The 17,304-nt window shown below is 61.4% G+C and carries 21 protein-coding genes; 7 read left to right on the top strand and 14 right to left on the bottom strand.

The genetic code is table 11. From position 1 onward, the window contains the following. Positions 1–72: 72 nt before the first annotated feature. From J3485_RS17155 to J3485_RS17185, 7 genes are all read left to right on the top strand, one after another. Entirely contained in the window at positions 73–381 is a 309-nt protein-coding gene (locus J3485_RS17155) for a hypothetical protein (protein ID WP_206954998.1), read from the top strand. Between the two features lie 279 nt (positions 382–660). Continuing rightward, positions 661–1,617, top strand: a complete 957-nt coding sequence (locus J3485_RS17160) for a chemotaxis protein CheV (protein ID WP_206955001.1) — start codon at positions 661–663, stop codon at positions 1,615–1,617. Positions 1,618–1,858: 241 nt separating this feature from the next. After that, on the top strand, positions 1,859–2,497 hold the full coding sequence (locus J3485_RS17165) for a CDP-alcohol phosphatidyltransferase family protein (protein WP_206955004.1): 639 nt from the start codon (positions 1,859–1,861) through the stop codon (positions 2,495–2,497). Further along, the gene (locus J3485_RS17170; protein ID WP_206955012.1) at positions 2,490–3,107 is read left to right on the top strand and encodes a lysophospholipid acyltransferase family protein; all 618 of its coding nucleotides are present in this window, start codon (positions 2,490–2,492) and stop codon (positions 3,105–3,107) included. Before J3485_RS17165 ends, J3485_RS17170 begins: the two co-directional genes overlap by 8 nt. A 9-nt stretch (positions 3,108–3,116) precedes the next feature. Beyond that, positions 3,117–4,052 (top strand): phosphatidate cytidylyltransferase, encoded by a 936-nt coding sequence (locus J3485_RS17175; protein WP_206955015.1) that lies wholly within the window; start codon positions 3,117–3,119, stop codon positions 4,050–4,052. 186 nt (positions 4,053–4,238) lie between these two features. Then, entirely contained in the window at positions 4,239–4,571 is a 333-nt protein-coding gene (locus J3485_RS17180; RefSeq protein WP_206955017.1) for a hypothetical protein, read from the top strand. A gap of 89 nt (positions 4,572–4,660) precedes the next feature. Beyond that, positions 4,661–4,888 carry a hypothetical protein gene (locus J3485_RS17185; protein WP_206955020.1) on the top strand — a complete coding sequence of 76 codons (228 nt, stop codon included), beginning with the start codon at positions 4,661–4,663 and terminating at the stop codon, positions 4,886–4,888. A gap of 39 nt (positions 4,889–4,927) precedes the next feature. Here J3485_RS17185 and J3485_RS17190 read toward each other — a convergent pair whose 3' ends face one another. The 14 genes from J3485_RS17190 to J3485_RS17255 form a co-directional block, all read right to left on the bottom strand. After that, complete coding sequence (locus J3485_RS17190; protein ID WP_206955021.1) at positions 4,928–5,284, bottom strand: hypothetical protein; 357 nt, start codon at positions 5,282–5,284, stop codon at positions 4,928–4,930. Between the two features lie 30 nt (positions 5,285–5,314). Beyond that, the gene (locus tag J3485_RS17195) at positions 5,315–6,115 is read right to left on the bottom strand and encodes a hypothetical protein (protein ID WP_206955023.1); all 801 of its coding nucleotides are present in this window, start codon (positions 6,113–6,115) and stop codon (positions 5,315–5,317) included. Positions 6,116–6,340: 225 nt separating this feature from the next. Next, a complete protein-coding gene (gene tnpC / locus J3485_RS17200; RefSeq protein WP_206951010.1) occupies positions 6,341–7,894 on the bottom strand; it encodes an IS66 family transposase in 1,554 nt (517 codons plus the stop codon). Between the two features lie 30 nt (positions 7,895–7,924). Then, the gene (gene tnpB / locus J3485_RS17205) at positions 7,925–8,269 is read right to left on the bottom strand and encodes an IS66 family insertion sequence element accessory protein TnpB (RefSeq protein ID WP_206951009.1); all 345 of its coding nucleotides are present in this window, start codon (positions 8,267–8,269) and stop codon (positions 7,925–7,927) included. Further along, complete coding sequence (tnpA, locus tag J3485_RS17210) at positions 8,266–8,658, bottom strand: IS66-like element accessory protein TnpA (protein WP_309477022.1); 393 nt, start codon at positions 8,656–8,658, stop codon at positions 8,266–8,268. Before tnpA ends, tnpB begins: the two co-directional genes overlap by 4 nt. Then, complete coding sequence (locus J3485_RS17215; protein ID WP_206955026.1) at positions 8,630–9,238, bottom strand: hypothetical protein; 609 nt, start codon at positions 9,236–9,238, stop codon at positions 8,630–8,632. Before J3485_RS17215 ends, tnpA begins: the two co-directional genes overlap by 29 nt. Positions 9,239–9,588: 350 nt before the next feature. Continuing rightward, positions 9,589–10,728 carry a hypothetical protein gene (locus tag J3485_RS17220; protein WP_206955028.1) on the bottom strand — a complete coding sequence of 380 codons (1,140 nt, stop codon included), beginning with the start codon at positions 10,726–10,728 and terminating at the stop codon, positions 9,589–9,591. Next, on the bottom strand, positions 10,725–10,928 hold the full coding sequence (locus J3485_RS17225) for a hypothetical protein (RefSeq protein ID WP_206955030.1): 204 nt from the start codon (positions 10,926–10,928) through the stop codon (positions 10,725–10,727). Before J3485_RS17225 ends, J3485_RS17220 begins: the two co-directional genes overlap by 4 nt. Positions 10,929–10,988: 60 nt before the next feature. Further along, positions 10,989–11,162 (bottom strand): hypothetical protein, encoded by a 174-nt coding sequence (locus J3485_RS17230; RefSeq protein WP_206955032.1) that lies wholly within the window; start codon positions 11,160–11,162, stop codon positions 10,989–10,991. 406 nt (positions 11,163–11,568) lie between these two features. Beyond that, the gene (gene glmS / locus J3485_RS17235) at positions 11,569–13,386 is read right to left on the bottom strand and encodes a glutamine--fructose-6-phosphate transaminase (isomerizing) (RefSeq protein WP_206955040.1); all 1,818 of its coding nucleotides are present in this window, start codon (positions 13,384–13,386) and stop codon (positions 11,569–11,571) included. 96 nt (positions 13,387–13,482) lie between these two features. Continuing rightward, positions 13,483–14,844: a bifunctional UDP-N-acetylglucosamine diphosphorylase/glucosamine-1-phosphate N-acetyltransferase GlmU gene (glmU, locus tag J3485_RS17240; RefSeq protein WP_206955049.1), complete on the bottom strand. Its 1,362-nt coding sequence runs from the start codon at positions 14,842–14,844 to the stop codon at positions 13,483–13,485. A 123-nt stretch (positions 14,845–14,967) separates the two neighbouring features. Further along, positions 14,968–16,005, bottom strand: a complete 1,038-nt coding sequence (gene ttcA, locus J3485_RS17245) for a tRNA 2-thiocytidine(32) synthetase TtcA (protein WP_206955057.1) — start codon at positions 16,003–16,005, stop codon at positions 14,968–14,970. Beyond that, positions 16,002–16,403, bottom strand: coding sequence for a dihydroneopterin aldolase (locus J3485_RS17250; protein WP_206955060.1), 402 nt, complete (start codon positions 16,401–16,403; stop codon positions 16,002–16,004). The genes ttcA and J3485_RS17250 overlap by 4 nt, the downstream gene beginning before the upstream one ends. 73 nt (positions 16,404–16,476) lie before the next feature. Next, positions 16,477–17,298: an SDR family oxidoreductase gene (locus J3485_RS17255; protein WP_206955063.1), complete on the bottom strand. Its 822-nt coding sequence runs from the start codon at positions 17,296–17,298 to the stop codon at positions 16,477–16,479. Between the last annotated feature and the right edge of the window lie 6 nt (positions 17,299–17,304).

A 17,304-nucleotide genomic window follows, 5' to 3' on the forward strand; every position in this document is an offset into this window, starting at 1 on the left:
GTCAACCATCGCGGTTGAGCACCGTTAACGGGAAGAAGCGTTCCGCTTCACGCCACTTCAGGAGGGATGGTCATGTTGAACAAATTTGTCTTGGCTGCGATTGCTGGCATGTTTGCGGTGAGCATGGCACACGCTCAAGCCTCGTCGACCGCCGCGACCGCATCCGCGTCGGGAAGCTGTGAAGCGAAGGCGATCGGCAAGAACGGCAAGCCGCTTGCCGGTGCGGCGAAGACGTCTTTTATGAAGAAATGCCAGGCGGATGCGATGCGTTCGGCCAAAACCGCTTGCGAAAGCAAGGCCGTCGGCTCGAACGGCAAACCGCTCGCCGGCGCGGCTAAAACGTCGTTCGTGAAGAAGTGCGAGGCCGACGCGGCGCAGTAACGCGGCCTCTTGCGCACGGGAGACGAGCGAAAAACAAGCGATACCCAATGAGAAACGGGCGAGATCGGGCCGAATTAGGCCGAATCGACCCGGCTCGCCCTCCCGCGCGCCTACCCGGCTAGCCGGCGCTCGCCGCCTGAATTCAACCCTGTTTTTCCCGCATCGCGAAAAATGTAACGCGCCCTTAGCTTTTGCTCTGCGCGGCCGACAACCAGATTGATGGCACGTTCCGAGCAATACGCTGCGGAAAGGCCAGTCGGATTTCATATGAGGGCACGCATGTCTAGCCACGACATCACGCACGATGAGCGCACGCAGCTCACGAGCAAGAACAAGTTCGAACTTCTCCTGTTTCGGCTGGGGCACGCGCGCCCGGGCACGGCGCCGGCGCTGTACGGCATCAACGTCTTCAAGGTGCGCGAGATCATCACGAATCGCGAGATCACACCGATTGCGGGCGCACCCGACTCCGTCATCGGCGCGATCGATATTCGCGGCCAGATCATTCCGGTGATCAATCTGTGCAAGCTGACGGGCAATACGCCGTCGCGCGAGCCGAACATCTTGCTGATCACCGAATTCGCGCGGACGACGCAAGCGTTCGCCGTCGAAGACGTCGACGACATCGTGCGGCTCGAGTGGAGCCAAGTGCATCCGGCCGAGTGCGCCGGCGGCGCGGGCTACATCACGAGCATTGCGCGCTTCAACGGCGATTCGGGCGAACTTCGCTTGGCGCAGGTGCTCGACGTCGAGCAGGTCATGCGCGACGTATTCCCCGAACAGCATCGCGACGTCAACAAGGCCGAGCTGAGCGCGGAGATGCATTACGCCAGTGGCGGGAAGATCTTGGCGGCCGACGATTCGGCGTTTGCGCGTACGCTGCTCGACCAGGCGTTGACCGCGATCGGTGCCCCGCACGTGATCGCCACGACAGGCGAGGAAGCATGGCAAATGCTGCAGCGCTACGCGGATGAAGCGGATAAAGAAAAGGTGCGCGCGCGCGACAAGATCGCGCTCGTCATCACCGATCTGGAAATGCCCGAAATGGACGGCTTCATGCTCACGCGCAAGATCAAGGCGGACGATCGGCTCAAGCATATTCCCGTCATCATTCATTCGTCGCTGACGGGATCGGCCAACGAAGCGCACGTGCGCAACGCGGGCGCGAACGGGTACGTCGCGAAGTTCGCGCCGAAGGAGCTGTGCGAGGCGATTACGGAGGCGTTGGCGTCATAGGCGTCGATGAGCCGCCCGATGAGCCGCCCGATGGGACGGCGAATTGAACGCGAGTTAGCGCGTGCATTCCCACCGTCCGAATGACGGCATCACACCAAGACATTCCGAATTGTCTGTATAAAATATGCCCCGGTTGCGGAAAGCAATCGAGCGACTCATGTCGCTCGATCCAGCCGGCCGGGGTGGCGAAATAGCGATTCATCCTCGGTCAAGACGTCAACGAGAGAGACCGAGGAAAACAATGAACGAAAGCCGCCGGCCCATCAAATCCAGATCGAACCGGGCCATTCTTGCGACGGCGGGCATGCTTGCCCGAAGCGCCGTCACACCCAATCAGATTTCGAGCGCGAGCGTCATCTTCGCGGCAATCGGTGCGGCCGCATTGCTGCGCCCCAATAGCATTTGGGCGATGATCGTCGCCATCGCGTGCATCCAATTACGCCTGCTGTGCAACGTAATCGACGGACTCGTTGCTGTCGAAGGCGGCAAAAAATCCGTCGTCGGCGCGCTCTACAACGAATTTCCCGACCGGCTGGCCGATAGCTTGCTGCTTGCCGCCGCGGGATATGCGGTCGGGATGCCATCCCTCGGCTGGGCCACGGCCCTCTTGGCCGCACTCACGGCGTATGTGAGAGTCTTCGGCGGCGCCGTCGGCCTGGCACAGCGATTCATCGGCCCGATGGCCAAGCAGCACCGCATGGCGCTGCTCTCGCTCGCATGCGCGGCAACCGCGGCCGAAACGCTGCTCCACCGCCATCACATTGGCCTGTTCGTCGCGCTTTCGATCATCGCGGCCGGCAGCGCCGTGACCTGCGTCACCCGCACGCGGGCAATCGTTCGGGATTTGCACGAAGCCAACGGCGGAGCCAACCATGCATAGCATCCTGCAAAGCTGGCTGCTGGCCATGGTGCGGTTGATCGTGGGCGCGCATGGCCGCTATGGCGCGGCGCGGCCGGGTCCTCGCCAAACGATCTACTTCGCCAATCACGCGAGCCATGTCGATACGCTCGCCATCCTCGCGGCATTGCCGGCCGAGGTTCGCATTCATGCCCGGCCCATCGCCGCGCGCGACTACTGGGATTCGTCGCCGATGCGGCGCTTCATCGCGAACCGCATCCTCAACGTCGTCTTCGTCGAACGCCAACGCGAGAGCGGCAACGATCCACTCGAACGCGTGAAGGATGCACTCACATTCGGCTCGTCGCTCATCCTCTTCCCGGAGGGAACGCGCAGCCTCACCGGCGAGATCGCGCCGTTCAAGAGCGGGCTTTACTGGCTCTCCCGGCAGTTTCCCGACGTCGCCCTCGTACCGGTGCATTTATCCAACCTCGCACGCGCGATGCCCAAGGGCGCGGTGCTGCCGGTTCCGATCAGTTGTCATGTGTCGTTCGGCAGTGAAATCCCCCGCGCCGCGAGCGATAACAAAGACACGTTCCTCATCGAAGCGCGCGATGCCGTAGTGCGCCTGCAAAACACCGTCAAGGGATAAGGAATAGTCATGCCACACGTCTTCTGGATCACGCTCATTGGAATTCTGGCGCTGCTGAGCGCCTTCACCGCGACCGGCACCATCCTGCGAGCAAGCTATGGCCCGGGCAACGCGACGATCGTCAACATGAATGCGCGAATCTCCGCATGGTGGGTCATGATCGCAGTCGTAGCAGCCGCGCTATGGCTTGGCGCGAACGCAACCATCGCCTTGTTCTTCTTGTGCTCGTTCTTCGCGCTGCGCGAATTCCTTGCACTCACGCCGACCAAACCATCGGACTACTGGTCGCTCGTTCTAACTTATTACGTTGCCTTGCCCGCGCAGTACCTACTGCTGGTGTTCCATTGGTACGGCCTGTTCGCCATCTTTATTCCTGTGTACGCCTTCCTCGTGCTGGCTGCGGCCGCGGCGTTCTCGCAGGATACGGCCGACTTTCTCGAACGGACAGCCAAGATCCAATGGGCGCTCATGGTCTGCGTCTACTCGCTGAGCTATGCGCCGGCCATCCTGCTGCTGAAATTCCCGCACTACTTCGGCAACAACGGGCCGCTACTGCTGTTTTTTCTGCTGGTGGTGCAATCGAGCGACGTATTTCAATACGTGTGCGGCAAGCTGTGGGGCAAGCACAAGCTGTCCCCGCTCGTTAGTCCGTCAAAGACATGGGAAGGGCTTATAGGCGGTGGCGCGCTCGCGATCGCGCTCGGTACTGCGCTGCATGGCCTGACGCCCTTCAACGTTTGGCAAGCCGCGTTGATGTCGGCCGTGACCGTGGGGTGCGGCTTCACTGGTGGGCTGGTCTTGTCCGCCGTGAAGCGCTCGCTTGGCGCGAAGGATTGGGGCGACATGATCGCCGGACACGGCGGCATGCTCGATCGGGTGGACAGCATTTGTCTTGCGGCGCCGGTCTTCTTCCATCTCACGCGTTTTTTCTTTACACATGGGTGAGGGGGCAGGCGGTGTTCGGCGGATCTTCACGGTGCCCGATACCCTCAACGGGCACAACGACGAACCCCGTCACCTCCTCGCTCGCGCAGCGCGATCGTAAACCCGGAGGACCCGTACCTTCGCCCACGCAGATGGACACTCCGTGGAGTAGGATGGCTAGCAGGTGTCGAAAATTCGGGGGGCGCAATGAAGTCGACTTCTGGACATCACGTCGCATCCAACGTGGAGGCGATGGCAACTCTATCGGAGTACTTGGAGCTCGCCCTGGATAAAGGTGCCCACCTGGTCATGGTGAAAAGCCGAAGCAGCGGCACGAGCACGTTATACGTCGGCGACGTAACCCTACCGGACGAGAACCTCCCACAGTGCGGGGTGATTCAGAACGACGTCGCCGATGCCATTCTCGAAGCCACAGGGTCCGGTTTCAACGAACTGAACATCGACGGAGAAGTGTATCGATTCATGCGGTTCTTCACTGAGGTTGGCAATCAAGGTGCGGTGGTGTTCGCGGCTGTTTAGGGTCGCGAGCCTATCCGTAACCCTGTTTATGGGCAGGGTAGAATCGAGCCTCGCTATTCATCGTCGATCAATGAGACGAGGACCTCAGATTGCCGAAATCAAAGCGACCTAGGCTGACCGTCAAGCGTTTCGGCCCGATCGCGCATGCCGACGTCGCATTCGGCGATCTGACGGTCATCGTCGGCCCTCAAGCGACGGGCAAGAGCCTCTTCCTGTGGACGTTGAAGCTGCTCATCGATCGCGATCAAATCCACGACATGTTCACGCATCACAACATGTCGTTCGGTGGCCGGGAGGAGGCCTTCCTCGATGCTTAACTTCGGCCGAGGAATCGCGAGCGGCTGGAGCCGCCATTTTCACTGCGCGCATTCAGCGATGCCGTCCATGATCTGATTCAGAACGAATTCGCCGCCAAAGGCGAATTGTTTCCGGCGCCGAATAGATTGAACGCCGTCTTGCGTCAGCCGATCAGCGAGCAGTTGTTCGGCCGAACGAAGCTTATCGTCGACGAAAGCGAATTCACCAAGCGCCTTGCTTTGCTCGTACCCGGCCAGAAGAAGGTATTGAGTTTTCTCTCCTGGTCCGCAGAGTTCACGCCCATGCTCATGGGACTGTACTGGCTTTGCACGGTTACACAGAAGCGCAAATCCGGATCGAATGTTCAGGAAACGATCGATTGGGTAGTCATCGAAGAGCCAGAAATGGGTTTTCATTCCAAGTTGCCGTCGTGAATTGGGTTTGTGTCACCAAGGTTGAAACGGCACCGGGAAGAAAACAGCAGCGCTCTCTCCGCTGCTCGACTCCTTTTTCACGCTTGGATCAGGCGGTCGTAGCGCCGATCGAACGTGGTCCCAATTCGGCTCCTGGTGCCCCTTTCCAGACCTGACGAGTTCGACGCGCTTCTCGATCCCGAGTGCATGGGCAACCGCATTCAATGCTCGAATATAGTTGACCGAAAAGAACGTTTTGTTTCGATCTTGTGGAGAAATGGCCTCCCCTCTGCCAATTTGTCCGAGCGCCCGCTCGGCATCGTCGAATACGTTCGGCATTCCGTAGAACGCATCTATCAAATGGTAAGAGGCCCCGTCAAAGACAACATTCCCATCGCCCCCAAAGTCCGTCAACATGCGCGTCTCATTGCTGTAGTCGATAAGACGCGCGACAAAGTCCCGAACGTTCTCGCGCAGTTTAGGATCGCTCTCAGTGAGTTCATGCAGCCTTTCTAGCTGCGTTCCGTGCACGACGTGCTTGAACGCTTCCTTGTCGAAGTCACCGCGCCGATTCAATACCCAGCTATCGTTGGCGACCGAATAAAGGCGCGGCGACTCATCAGCGTCGAGGCCCTCCAAAAAGCGCATGCTGAGACTGAAGTGTGGGTTGTCTCGCTCCGCCGCCGCGGGGATCAAACGCTGTATGCGAATCATTGCCGGGACGTGATAGATCGCCGAATGATCCAGTTGCGGCCACCCGCGACGCGGATCGGGCAAGACATCCCTATGTCGCAGAAGGTCCAACGTCTCGCCCCGTAATGCAACCAGTTCCACCCTGGTCGTTTGCGGAGGCATTGATCCTTCTGGAAAGTATCCGGCCATTACCCGATATTTCTCGTCCTCACTCCGCGCCGTTGCCCGAGCTTCGTCCCACAATTTCTGCGGCATTTCCGTATTGGCTGTGCGCCCAAAAGTAAGCACCTCGCGAAGACCGTTCGCAATGCGGCGCGCACGTGAGGCATGATTGGGTATCGGGCGCTCGGGTTCGCCCGCTGGCAATCAGCCCGTGGAGGCAGGCGAGCAAGGCTTGCCCGGCAGCTTACTTGCTACGTTCCAGGGTAGTAATTCGTCGATGCGGTTAATGGGGTGATCAGCGATATGGGTCAGCACGTATTCGAGGTAAGCGCGCGGGTTGATGGCGTTGAGCTTGCACGTGCCGATCAAGCTGTACATCGCGGCAGCGCGCTCACCCCCGCTATCGGAGCCTGCGAACAGGAAGTTCTTACGTCCCAAACTCACGCAGCGCAGCGCGTTTTCGGCCAGGGCGTTGCTGATTTCGGCACGCCCCTCTTCGCAGTACAGCACGAGGGCATCCCACTGGTTAAGCGAGTAACGGATCGCTTTGGCAAGGTCGGATTTCTTCGACAGTGTCGCGAGTTTGTCCGTCATCCACGTCTTGATGGCCGCGAGCAGCGGGATGCTTTTCTCCTGCCGCACGCGAAGCCGCTGCGCGGCGGGTTTGCCGCGGATGTCGGCCTCGATCGCGTAAAGTCCACCGATCAGCTCGAGCACCTCCCGGGTCGCCTCGGTCGGCGTTCGGGCATGCACGTCGTATATGTACCGTCTCGCGTGGTCCCAGCATGCCGCCTCGCGAATCTTGCCGCTCTCGTACAGTTCGTTGAAGCCACTGTAGGCGTCCGCTTGCAAGATACCCTCGAATCCGGCCAGATGGGTCTGGGGATGGATGCCTTTGCGGTCCGGCGAGTAAGCAAACCACACTGCGGCCGGTTCGGTCGAGCCCGAACGGGTGTCATCGCGCACATACACCCACAGGCGCCCAGTCTTCGTCTTCTTCTTGCCCGGCTCGAGTACCGGGATAGGTGTGTCATCCGCGTGCAGCTTCGACGGTGCCACCGTGTAGCGGCGCAGTGCCTCGGTCAGCGCATCGCAAAGGGCCTCGCACTGGCCGACCCAGCGGCCCATGCTGGCGGGGTCGAGCTTCACGCCGTCGCGCGCGGCAATCTGCGACTGCCGGTACAACGGGGTGTGGTCAGCGTACTTCGAGACGAGGATGTCGGCCAGCAGGCTCGGATGGGCGATGCTGCGCGTGATCGGCAGGCCGGGCATCGGCGGCTGCGAGAAGTGGTGACCGCACGGGCAAACCGTCTTGCGCCGGATCGTGCGAATCACCTTGAACATCGCCGCGACGCGGGCGAGCTGCTCGGACACGTCCTCTCCGAGCGGCTGCATTGCGCTGCCGCACTTCGGACACGTTGCGTCAGCCTCCAGTACGCGTTCTTCGCGTGGCAGATGCGGCGGCAGAGCTTCTTTCGGCGATGCGTCGCCCACAGGCGTGCCCGCGCTTGATTGGCGGGCGCGCCGCACATCAGCGACGCCGCGCTCGCCCGTCAGGTCCTCAAGCGCGGTTTCCAGCCGTGCGACCTCCCGGTCCAACTGCTCGGACTTGCGGCCGAATTGCATGCGCCTAAGCTTGTCGAGCTGCGCCTTGAGCTGCTCGATCTCCAGATCGCGCTCGGCAAGCTGAGCACGAGCCTCGAGCAGCAAGGCTCGCAGCGTTTGAACATCGTCAGGAAGTTCGGCGCCGTTCGACATGCGGCGCAGTTTACGAGCCTTCTGCTCGGTTTACAACATCGACAGTGCAGCGGTGCGACGCGGTTGCCGCCAATCGATGCCTTCGAGCAACATGGACAATTGCGCCGCCGTCAGATGGACCTTGCCGCCATCGGCCTGTGGCCACACGAAGCGCCCACGCTCGAGCCGCTTCGCAAGAAGCCAGAGCCCGTCTTCGGTCGCCCACATGAGCTTCACGAGATCGCCGCGCCGGCCCCGGAAGATGAACACGTTGCCGCCCAACGCATTGTCTTCGAGCGCCGTCTGCACCTTCGCCGCCAGCCCTTGGAATCCGCAGCGCATGTCGGTGACGCCGGCCACCAGCCAGACGCGTGTACCCGTGGGCAGCGAGATCACGATTGCAGGCTCCCCAGAACGAGCCGCAGCGTCTCGGCGTCGACGGCGCCGTCGACCTTGACGAGCGCGCTACCGATCCGAATCTCGATCGTCCCATTTCGCGGTGTCCGATGGTCAACGCCGGATGCTTGCGCCGACATCGCCACGCGCGCCGGCGGCGTCTCATGAACTACCGCCACGGGAATCAGGGGCGTCGTTTCGGCCTGCAATTGCGCGCGATAGCGGCTGCGCCAGGTGAACAGCATGTTCGCGTTGATGCCATTGTCTCGCGCCAGCTTCGCCACCGACACACCGGGCTCGCATGCCGCAGCGGCAAGTCGGCGTCGAAACTCGCGATCATAATTCGGGCGTCCCTTGCGGCTACCCGGCTTGCCTTCTGGCTCTGTCACGGTGATGTCCATCAAATCGAAAATGATGGGCACCACTTTGATGTCGCTTCTCGCCGTCGTCTACGACGGTCGTCGTGAGGTGCTTACGCCCAAAAAGCAGGCCGCCTGTCACAAATCGGCTGATCGAGAATCTGCTGATCTTGACCACGTTTTGCGGGGCGCCCTCTATGTTTGTATAGACAGCATGGTCACCTCCGTGACCGACAATCTTCATTGCACCTGTCGGCAGCACGAGTGCACGATCTAGTACAGCATCCCGGAACGCCTGAAAGCGCGCCTGCGGACTATCTGATGATTTGCGCAGCGCTTCGACCAACGCCGCCTCGTCAAAATGCTTGCCCACTAGGCGGCGAGCACCGGCGAGCAATTGTTCGGGCGTCGCATGGTGATAGTCGGCTGTCGTTGCATCCGGCAGTCGCACCTGATTGCGTTTGGGACGCCGCGACAACGAAGTCAGGACTTCCGACCCGCCGGAGGTGGTGGCTGGCGATGGTTTTTGAACGTTCGGTAACGCGTCTCGAGTGTCGTCGTCCCGAGCAGACGGGCCACCGCTACCGGCGGCCGGATCTATATCGTTCATCAAACACACCATCGTTCTCTGCAATCAGAGAACGATACCGGGCAGGCAGATTATGCTGAACCAACGATACGAGTCTGCGTCTGGGCCTGCGAAGCTAAACGCGCCGCCGCGACGCGAGACGACGTTACATGCCGAGCAAACGGCGCGCTAGCGGCCAAGCCGATCGCTTAGCCTGTTGTCGATTTAGACTGTCATGAGCGGATACGTTACCGCTGCGGGCCGAACATGCAGGTGATTTGGGGATAGATGTTGGCTGTCGATAAGGCTTACTGCTCCACACGTCACACCTTTTTTGTTGAAGCCTAGCGGTTACTCTCGAAATTCGTCGGCATCAAGCAGCCCCGGCGCATTCATCCATCAACTCCTCGCCTATTTGGCTCGGCAATGAGTTCGATATCAATGAATCGTAGACTTCCGAACTTGCCGCGCACAGCTCGGACAAGCACCTGCCGATTAACCATAGGTCCAATCACGTCATCCACCTGCTGCGACACACCTGAGACCCTTTCTTCTCCTTGGTCGGGCACATGTATCTTCAGCCAATCGTCGTTGAGGTCCACAGCACGGAGGTTGCCCGTCAGCTCCACCGATGTCTCACCGGCAACGGGCGCCGGTTGCTCGGCACGAATGACCTTGGCTATCTTCGTGCGTGCGATTGCATTGATACGCGGTGCGTCTTCGACACCGGCCGAGCGGAACTCGAGGCTCTCAAATTCCCTGCCTGTGGGCGAAAGATTGCGAACTAGCTTGCGGAACGTGGTGCGATAGGCGTCATCGGAGATAAGCACTTTGGTCGCATCGCCAGTCTCGTCAGTAGAGATGGTCTGTACGATGTTGAGAAACTGTCGAGCAACATCGGACGCACCGGGATTCTGCTTCTCGAACATTTCAAGCTGCGTGCTTGCTTTAATCGCGACCGAGAACTGAAAGCTTCCTGGCACGTCCTGCAATAGCCACGACTGAAAGAGCTGACTGACATCCTTCGTCGGGGGCCCTTTTCGATGGGGCCGTGCCGTTGTCCATTCGATAACTCGAAAGAACATAGCCTGAATGGTCTTTACTCGATCAACAATGAGGTCAAGCGGAGCGGCCCCTCGCAGGACATCGCCACCTTTCACCGATACGTTAACCATTCCGGGCAAGAAACTGACGTCGTATTTTTCCTTCTCGCGTTCGTTGTACACAGTCTGTACAAGTTCTTCGAGTTGAGCACGCGCAAAAGCAGGCAGAGCGCTGCCGCCCAACTGGTGATACGCGAGCTGACACGCACTGTCGAACTCACCAGCCTTGTAGTAGAGCGCCGCGGCGCTGACGGCTGTGATGCCGCGGGTTTTGCTTTTGTCGGGAGCCACCGAATCAAGCGCCTGCCGCTCAAGCGCTGCCGCCTGCGAGAACAGTCGTCTAGCGACATCTATATTGCCCGCGCGCAACGATTCGTGCGCGTTCTGCGCAAGCGCCTCACTCTGTCGGTGAAAGGTTAGCCAAGTCATGCGGCTGGTTCGAGTAGGATGAGTTTGACGCGATAGCCAACAACGGCAGCAAAGGCCGGAAGACTGCTCTTGCCGTCCAGGGCCTGCTGACGTTTCTGTTTCAGTCTGTAGCGAACATCCGTCTCTGCGCTATCGGAGCCAGATACTTCGAGCCGATAGGCATCTTCGAGATAATTTTCAGGGTCACTTCCAACGGCCATGACATAGTAATCCGCACCGGTCCTCGTCTCGCACCGCGCGACTCCGACCATATTCTCCAACTACTCGACCGCAGCAAGTGCAATTGCATAGGCCCCGTCGCGCTTTGCGTCGTCAGCGTTGAGGTACGAACGCTTCAGAAGGCTGTCGGCCGGTGTCCAGTCAAGTTCGACGATCTGCGCCTCGCCGCGAGACTCGAGCTGGAATTCGGCCGGCGAGGAGTGGTGAACGTCCAAACGAACTCTTGCGGCGTTAGAACAAGTGTCTAGCTGTGGACGATCGATTAGGTGTGTATCGCCAAGGCTCTCGAAAACCAGTTGTAGTTTATCTTCCACGAAGGCCCCATCTCTCTCAATTTCTTGTCAGGGGAATGTAGCGCGGCTTGCCGGTGGGGTAAAGAAATAAAACCTCTGCCGCTCCGGCGTTGCCAGACGGTACCCTGTGGCTGCTGGGATGTGTCTCGAAAGAGTCGGTTAATGAGACACAGTGGCTTCGCTGACGAGGGCGTGGCCGGTAGACCATGTCGCCAGGCGATAAGGCCGTTAGTTGCGAGGTGGATTGGTTAGGTAAAGGTCGCCCTCGCGGATGCGAGGACCTCGTGAACGTGCGAATACGGGCACTCTAGTTGACTGCCCGCCCTCTTCACTCCACCGTCACCGACTTCGCCAAATTCCTTGGCTTATCGACATCCGTCCCGCGCGCACAAGCCGTGTGATAGGCCAGCAACTGCAGCGGCACGACATGCAGGATCGGCGAAAGCATCCCGTAATGCTCAGGCATCCGAATCACGTGCATGCCTTCCTCATTCACGATCTTCGTATCCGCATCGGCAAACACATAAAGCTGCCCACCACGCGCACGCACTTCCTGCATATTCGACTTGAGCTTTTCAAGCAGCGCATCATTCGGCGCAACCGTCACGACAGGCATCGCTTCCGTCACGAGCGCAAGCGGCCCGTGCTTCAATTCGCCGGCAGGATAAGCCTCGGCATGGATATACGAGATTTCCTTGAGCTTGAGCGCACCTTCGAGTGCGATCGGATAATGCAGCCCGCGCCCAAGGAACAACGCGTTCTCCTTGCGAGAAAACTCCTCCGACCACGCGATGATTTGCGGTTCGAGCGCAAGCACGCTGTTGAGCGCGGCAGGCAAATGACGCAACCGTTTCACATAGTCGGCTTCCTTCTCGACATCAACATGCCCACGCAGTTTGCCAAGCGTCACCGCCAGCACAAAGAGCCCAACGAGCTGCGTCGTGAACGCCTTCGTCGACGCCACGCCGATCTCGGTGCCCGCGTGCGTTAGGAACTGCATCTCGGTCAAGCGCACCATCGCGCTCGTGCTGACGTTGCAAATCGCCAGCGTGTGCCGATGGCCAAGATCCCGCGCATGCTTGAGCGCCGCCAGCGTATCGGCCGTCTCGCCCGACTGCGAAATGACGACGACGAGCGCCCTCGGATTGGGCACCGATTCGCGATAGCGATACTCGCTTGCGATCTCCACCTGCGTCGGGATCTTCGCGATCGATTCGAGCCAGTACTTGGCCGTCAATCCCGAGTAATAGCTCGTGCCGCAAGCCAGAATCAAGATGCCGTCGATGTCGGCGAAGGCCTCGCTCGCCGCTTCGCCGAATAGCTTCGGTGCGAAGGTGTCGCCAGGCGGGATCGTGTCGGAAATCGCGCGCGGTTGCTCGAAGATTTCCTTTTGCATGAAGTGGCGGTACGGGCCCAGTTCGACCGCGCCGCCGTACGCTTGCACCGTGCGGATTTCGCGTTCGACGCTCGCGCCGTCGCGATCGCTGATGCGCACGCCGGCCTGCGTCAACTCACACACGTCGCCTTCTTCAAGGAACATGAACTGCTCGGTGCTACCCGCGAGCGCCAATGCGTCCGATGCAAGAAAGTTCTCGCCCTGCCCCGCGCCGACGACGAGCGGCGAGCCCTGCCGCGCGCCCACCACGGTATGCGGTTCGTCCTTGTGCACGACGGCAATCGCATACGCACCGTGCAATTGCTTGACGGCTTCGCAAACGGTCTCGTACAAGCTGCCTTGATAGAGGCTGTGGACCAGGTGCGCGATGACTTCGGTGTCGGTCTGCGACACGAATTCGTAGCCCTTGCCCCGCAGCATCTCGCGCAACGATTCGAAGTTCTCGATGATGCCGTTGTGCACGAGCGCGACGGTATCGCGCGAGAAGATCGGATGCGCATTGCCGGTAACCGGCGCGCCGTGCGTGGCCCAGCGCGTATGCGCGATGCCCGTGACGCCTTCGAGGTGTCCTTCGCGCACTTGTGCGTCGAGGTCGGCCACACGCGCGACGCTGCGCGCGCGGCGCGGTTCGCCTCTCGTCAGCACGGCCACGCCGCATGAGTCGTAGCCGCGGTATTCGAGGCGGCGTAGTCCTTCGACAAGGACGGGAACGATATTACGCTGCGCAACGGCGCCGACGATGCCACACATGAGAGTTCTTCCTTTCGCAAGTCATGCTTCTTTCTTTTAGCGTGCGGCGCATTTATGCTCGCGTCGGTGCGGGAGCGCATGCGCCAGGACGCCGGCTCAGCTTTTCTTCTTGACGGGGCGAACGTAGCCGTCGCGCGTCACTTGCGTCTTCTCGTTGAGCACGAGCGTGCCTTCGGGCACATCCTTCCATATCGTCGTGCCTGCCGCGATCGTCACGCCGCGCGCCACGCGCACCGGCGCGACGAACTGCGTATCCGAGCCGACGAAGACGTCGTCCTCGATCACGGTGCGGTGTTTGTTCGCACCGTCGTAATTACAGGTGATCGTGCCGGCACCGACGTTCACGCGCGCGCCGATGTCGGCATCGCCGATATACGTCAGATGGTTCGCCTTCGAGCCCTGGCCGAGCGTCGCATTCTTCACTTCAACAAAATTGCCGACGTGCGTTTCGTCGCCGAGCACGGCGCCGGGCCGCAGCCGTGCGTACGGCCCCAACACGGCCTGCTCGCCTACACGCGCACCCTCGATGTGCGTGAACGGCTCGATGCGCGTGCCGGCGCCGATCGTCGCGTCGCGCAGCACGCAGTTTGCGCCGACCGTCACGCCATCTGCCAACGCCACCTGACCTTCGAAGACGCAATTGACGTCGATCGACACGTCGCGGCCGCATGTAAGCGTGCCGCGCACGTCCAACCGCGCCGGGTCGACGATCGTCACGCCTTCGCCGAGCAAGGCGTCGGCCAAGTTGCGTTGATGGATGCGCTCGAGCTCCGCCAATTGCGCTTTGCTGTTGACGCCGAGCGTCTCCCATACGTCGTCGGGCTGCGTTGTCACGACATCGAAGCCCGCTTCGATCGCGCGTTCGACGACGTCGGTCAAGTAATACTCGCCCTGCGCGTTGTCGTTTTTCAGTGCGCCAAGCCACATGGCCAACTGAGCAGTGGGCGTGACCACGATGCCGGTGTTGATCTCGACGATGCGCAATTGCTCCGGCGTCGCATCCTTTTGCTCGACGATGCGCGTCACGTAACCGCCCGAGTCGCGCACGATGCGGCCGTAACCGGTGGGATCGTCGAGCGAGACGGTCAAGATGCCGTAGCGGCCGTCAATGGCAGCATCGGCCAAGCGCTTGAGCGTGGACGGCTTCGTGAGCGGCACGTCGCCGTAGAGCACGAGCGTGGGACGCGTGGGATCGAGCAGCGGCAGCGCTTGCTGCACGGCATGCCCGGTACCAAGCTGCTCGGCTTGCAGCACGAACGCGATGTCGGGAGCGGCCACGGCTTGCTGCACGGCTTCGGCGCCGTGCCCCACGACGACGACGATGCGCGCCGGCTCGAGCGCGCGCGCGGTATCGATGACGTGCGAGAGAAGCGGCCGGCCGGCCAGCGGATGGAGCACCTTCGGCAGCGCGGAGCGCATGCGCTTGCCGGTGCCTGCAGCCAATATGACGATGTTCATGGCATCGGCGAAAAATGTAGGTACAAAGTGCGCGATTCTAACATGCGGCCAGGCGCGCAAAGCCCGTGCGGCGCGGCTCGCCGGCTCGCGCGCGGCCGGCCGCGCCGGGGCCCCGGCGCGTCGTCAAAGGTCGTCGAACGGGACGAACGAAATCGTCTGCGCGGCGCTCGACTCGTCGCCCTCGCCCGTCGCTCCGGTCGCGCAGGGTTCGTCGTCGAAGGCGATGTCGCCGAGCGGATCGGCCTGCCCCGTCGCACGCAGCCCCGCGAACGGAAACAGCGTCGCATCCATCAGATGCGACGGCACGACGTTCGAGAGCGCATTGAACATGTTCTCGACGCGCCCCGGAAAACGTTTGTCCCAATCACGGATCAGCGCCTTCATTTCCGCACGTTTCAGGTTCGGCTGACTACCGCACAAATTGCACGGAATGATCGGGAACGCACGCAATTGCGCGTATTTCTCGAGATCGACTTCCTTCACGTAGGCGAGCGGCCGAATCACGATGTTCTTGCCGTCGTCCGATTGCAGCTTCGGCGGCATGCCCTTGAGCTTGCCCCCGTAGAACAGGTTCAACAACGTCGTCTGCAGAATGTCGTCGCGATGGTGGCCGAGCGCGATCTTGGTCGCACCGAGTTCGCCGGCCACGCGATACAGGATGCCGCGCCGCAGCCGCGAGCACAGCGAGCACGTCGTCTTGCCTTCGGGCACGAGACGCTTGACGATGCTGTACGTGTCCTGATTCTCGATGTGGAACGGCACGCCCGCGCTTCTCAGGTACTCGGGCAGCACGTGCTCGGGAAACCCCGGCTGCTTTTGGTCGAGATTGACGGCGACGATGTCGAAATCGATCGGCGCGCGCTCGCGCAGCCGCAGCAAGATGTCGAGCATCGCATAGCTGTCCTTGCCGCCCGACATGCAGACCATCACCTTGTCGCCCTGCTCGATCATGTTGAAGTCGCCGACCGCTTGACCGACGAGCCGAGCCAACCGCTTGAACAGCTTGTTGTTCTCGTACGCTTCCTTTTGCTCACGACGGGTCTGCGGGCGATGCTCGCGCGCATCGCCCGCCGCTTCGCCCGGCATGGCTTGCGCAAGCTCGGCTGCAACGTCGGCTTGGGCGGCCGCGCCTTCGGGCGCGATCCTCTCGGGCGCGTTCATACGACTTCCTCTTTGATGCGAAAGACTTCGACACCCACGGCATCGCAGTCGGGATAGACGTCGGGCTTTTCCGTCGACACGGAAACGGCGCGCACGCGCGGATGCTCGAGCATCATCGCCGCGATGTCGTCGCACAGCGTCTCTTGCAAGTGGATGTGCCCCTTGCCGACGCGGCGGGCGATCGTCGCGCGCATGAAGTCGTAATCGACGACCTCGTGTAGCTTGTCTTCCGTCGGCGTCGTTTGCGCGAGCGGCACGAACAGTTCGACGTTGATGACGACGCGCTGCTCCCCGCGCTTTTCGAACTCGTGCACGCCGATGTTGATGTAAACCTCGTAATTGCGCAGAAACAGCCTGCGGCAGTCGACGAGCCGGGGGTGCAAGAGAGCGGCAACCATATTCGTTCCAATCAAAATATGCGCTGCTTGAGCGCGAAAGGCCCAGTTCGGCGGGGGCCGGGGCCGGTGCGCGTCAGCGCGTCAAAAACATCACGTCGCGCGGCAGCGGCACGAGGTGCTGGCCGCCGTCGACGACCAGCGTCGCGCCCGTCACGCCGCGCGCATTCGCCAAGTAGCACGCCGCCGCGACGACGTCCTCGGGCGTCGACGCGCGGCCGAGCGGCGTCACGCGATGCGCCTGTGCGAATTCGTCGGGCGTTTGGTCTGCCGACTGCAGCGTCAGCCCCGGGGCGATCGCCACGACGCGCACTTTCGGGGCCAAAGCCTGCGCGAGCGTCACGGTAGCCGTTTGCAACGCCGCTTTCGACAGCGTGTACGACAAGTAGTCCGGATTCAGGTTGTACAGCTTCTGGTCGAGCACGTTGATGACGACGCTACGCAGTGTTTCGTCTTCGTTCGCCGCGTCGGGCGTCGCCTCGAACAGCGCGCGCGCCAGCACGAGCGGCGCACCGACGTTGACGGCCATGTGCGCGAGCAGCGTCTCGTAGCCGGCGTCGTGCGCCGTGTCTTCGACGAAGCGCGATGCGTTGTTGACGATGCACGCGGGCCGCCCGAGCGCAGCCGTGCAAGCCGCGACGAGCCCCGCCGCCTCGCGCTCGACCGCCAAATCGGCGGCCAACGCCACGGCGCGGCGGCCCAGCGCATGAATCTGCTCGACGACCGCATCGGCTTCGTCCCGCGACGCCGCGTAATGGACGGCGACATCCCATCCCTTGGCCGCGAAGCCAAGCGCGAGCGCGCGCCCGATGCGCCGCGCCGCGCCCGTCACGAGCACGACGCGCGGGGGCGACGCTTGGGCGTCGGCGTCAGGACGAGGATCGACGGAAGCGGTCATTTACAA

Source organism: Trinickia acidisoli (genome assembly GCF_017315725.1).
Classification (GTDB): domain Bacteria; phylum Pseudomonadota; class Gammaproteobacteria; order Burkholderiales; family Burkholderiaceae; genus Trinickia; species Trinickia acidisoli.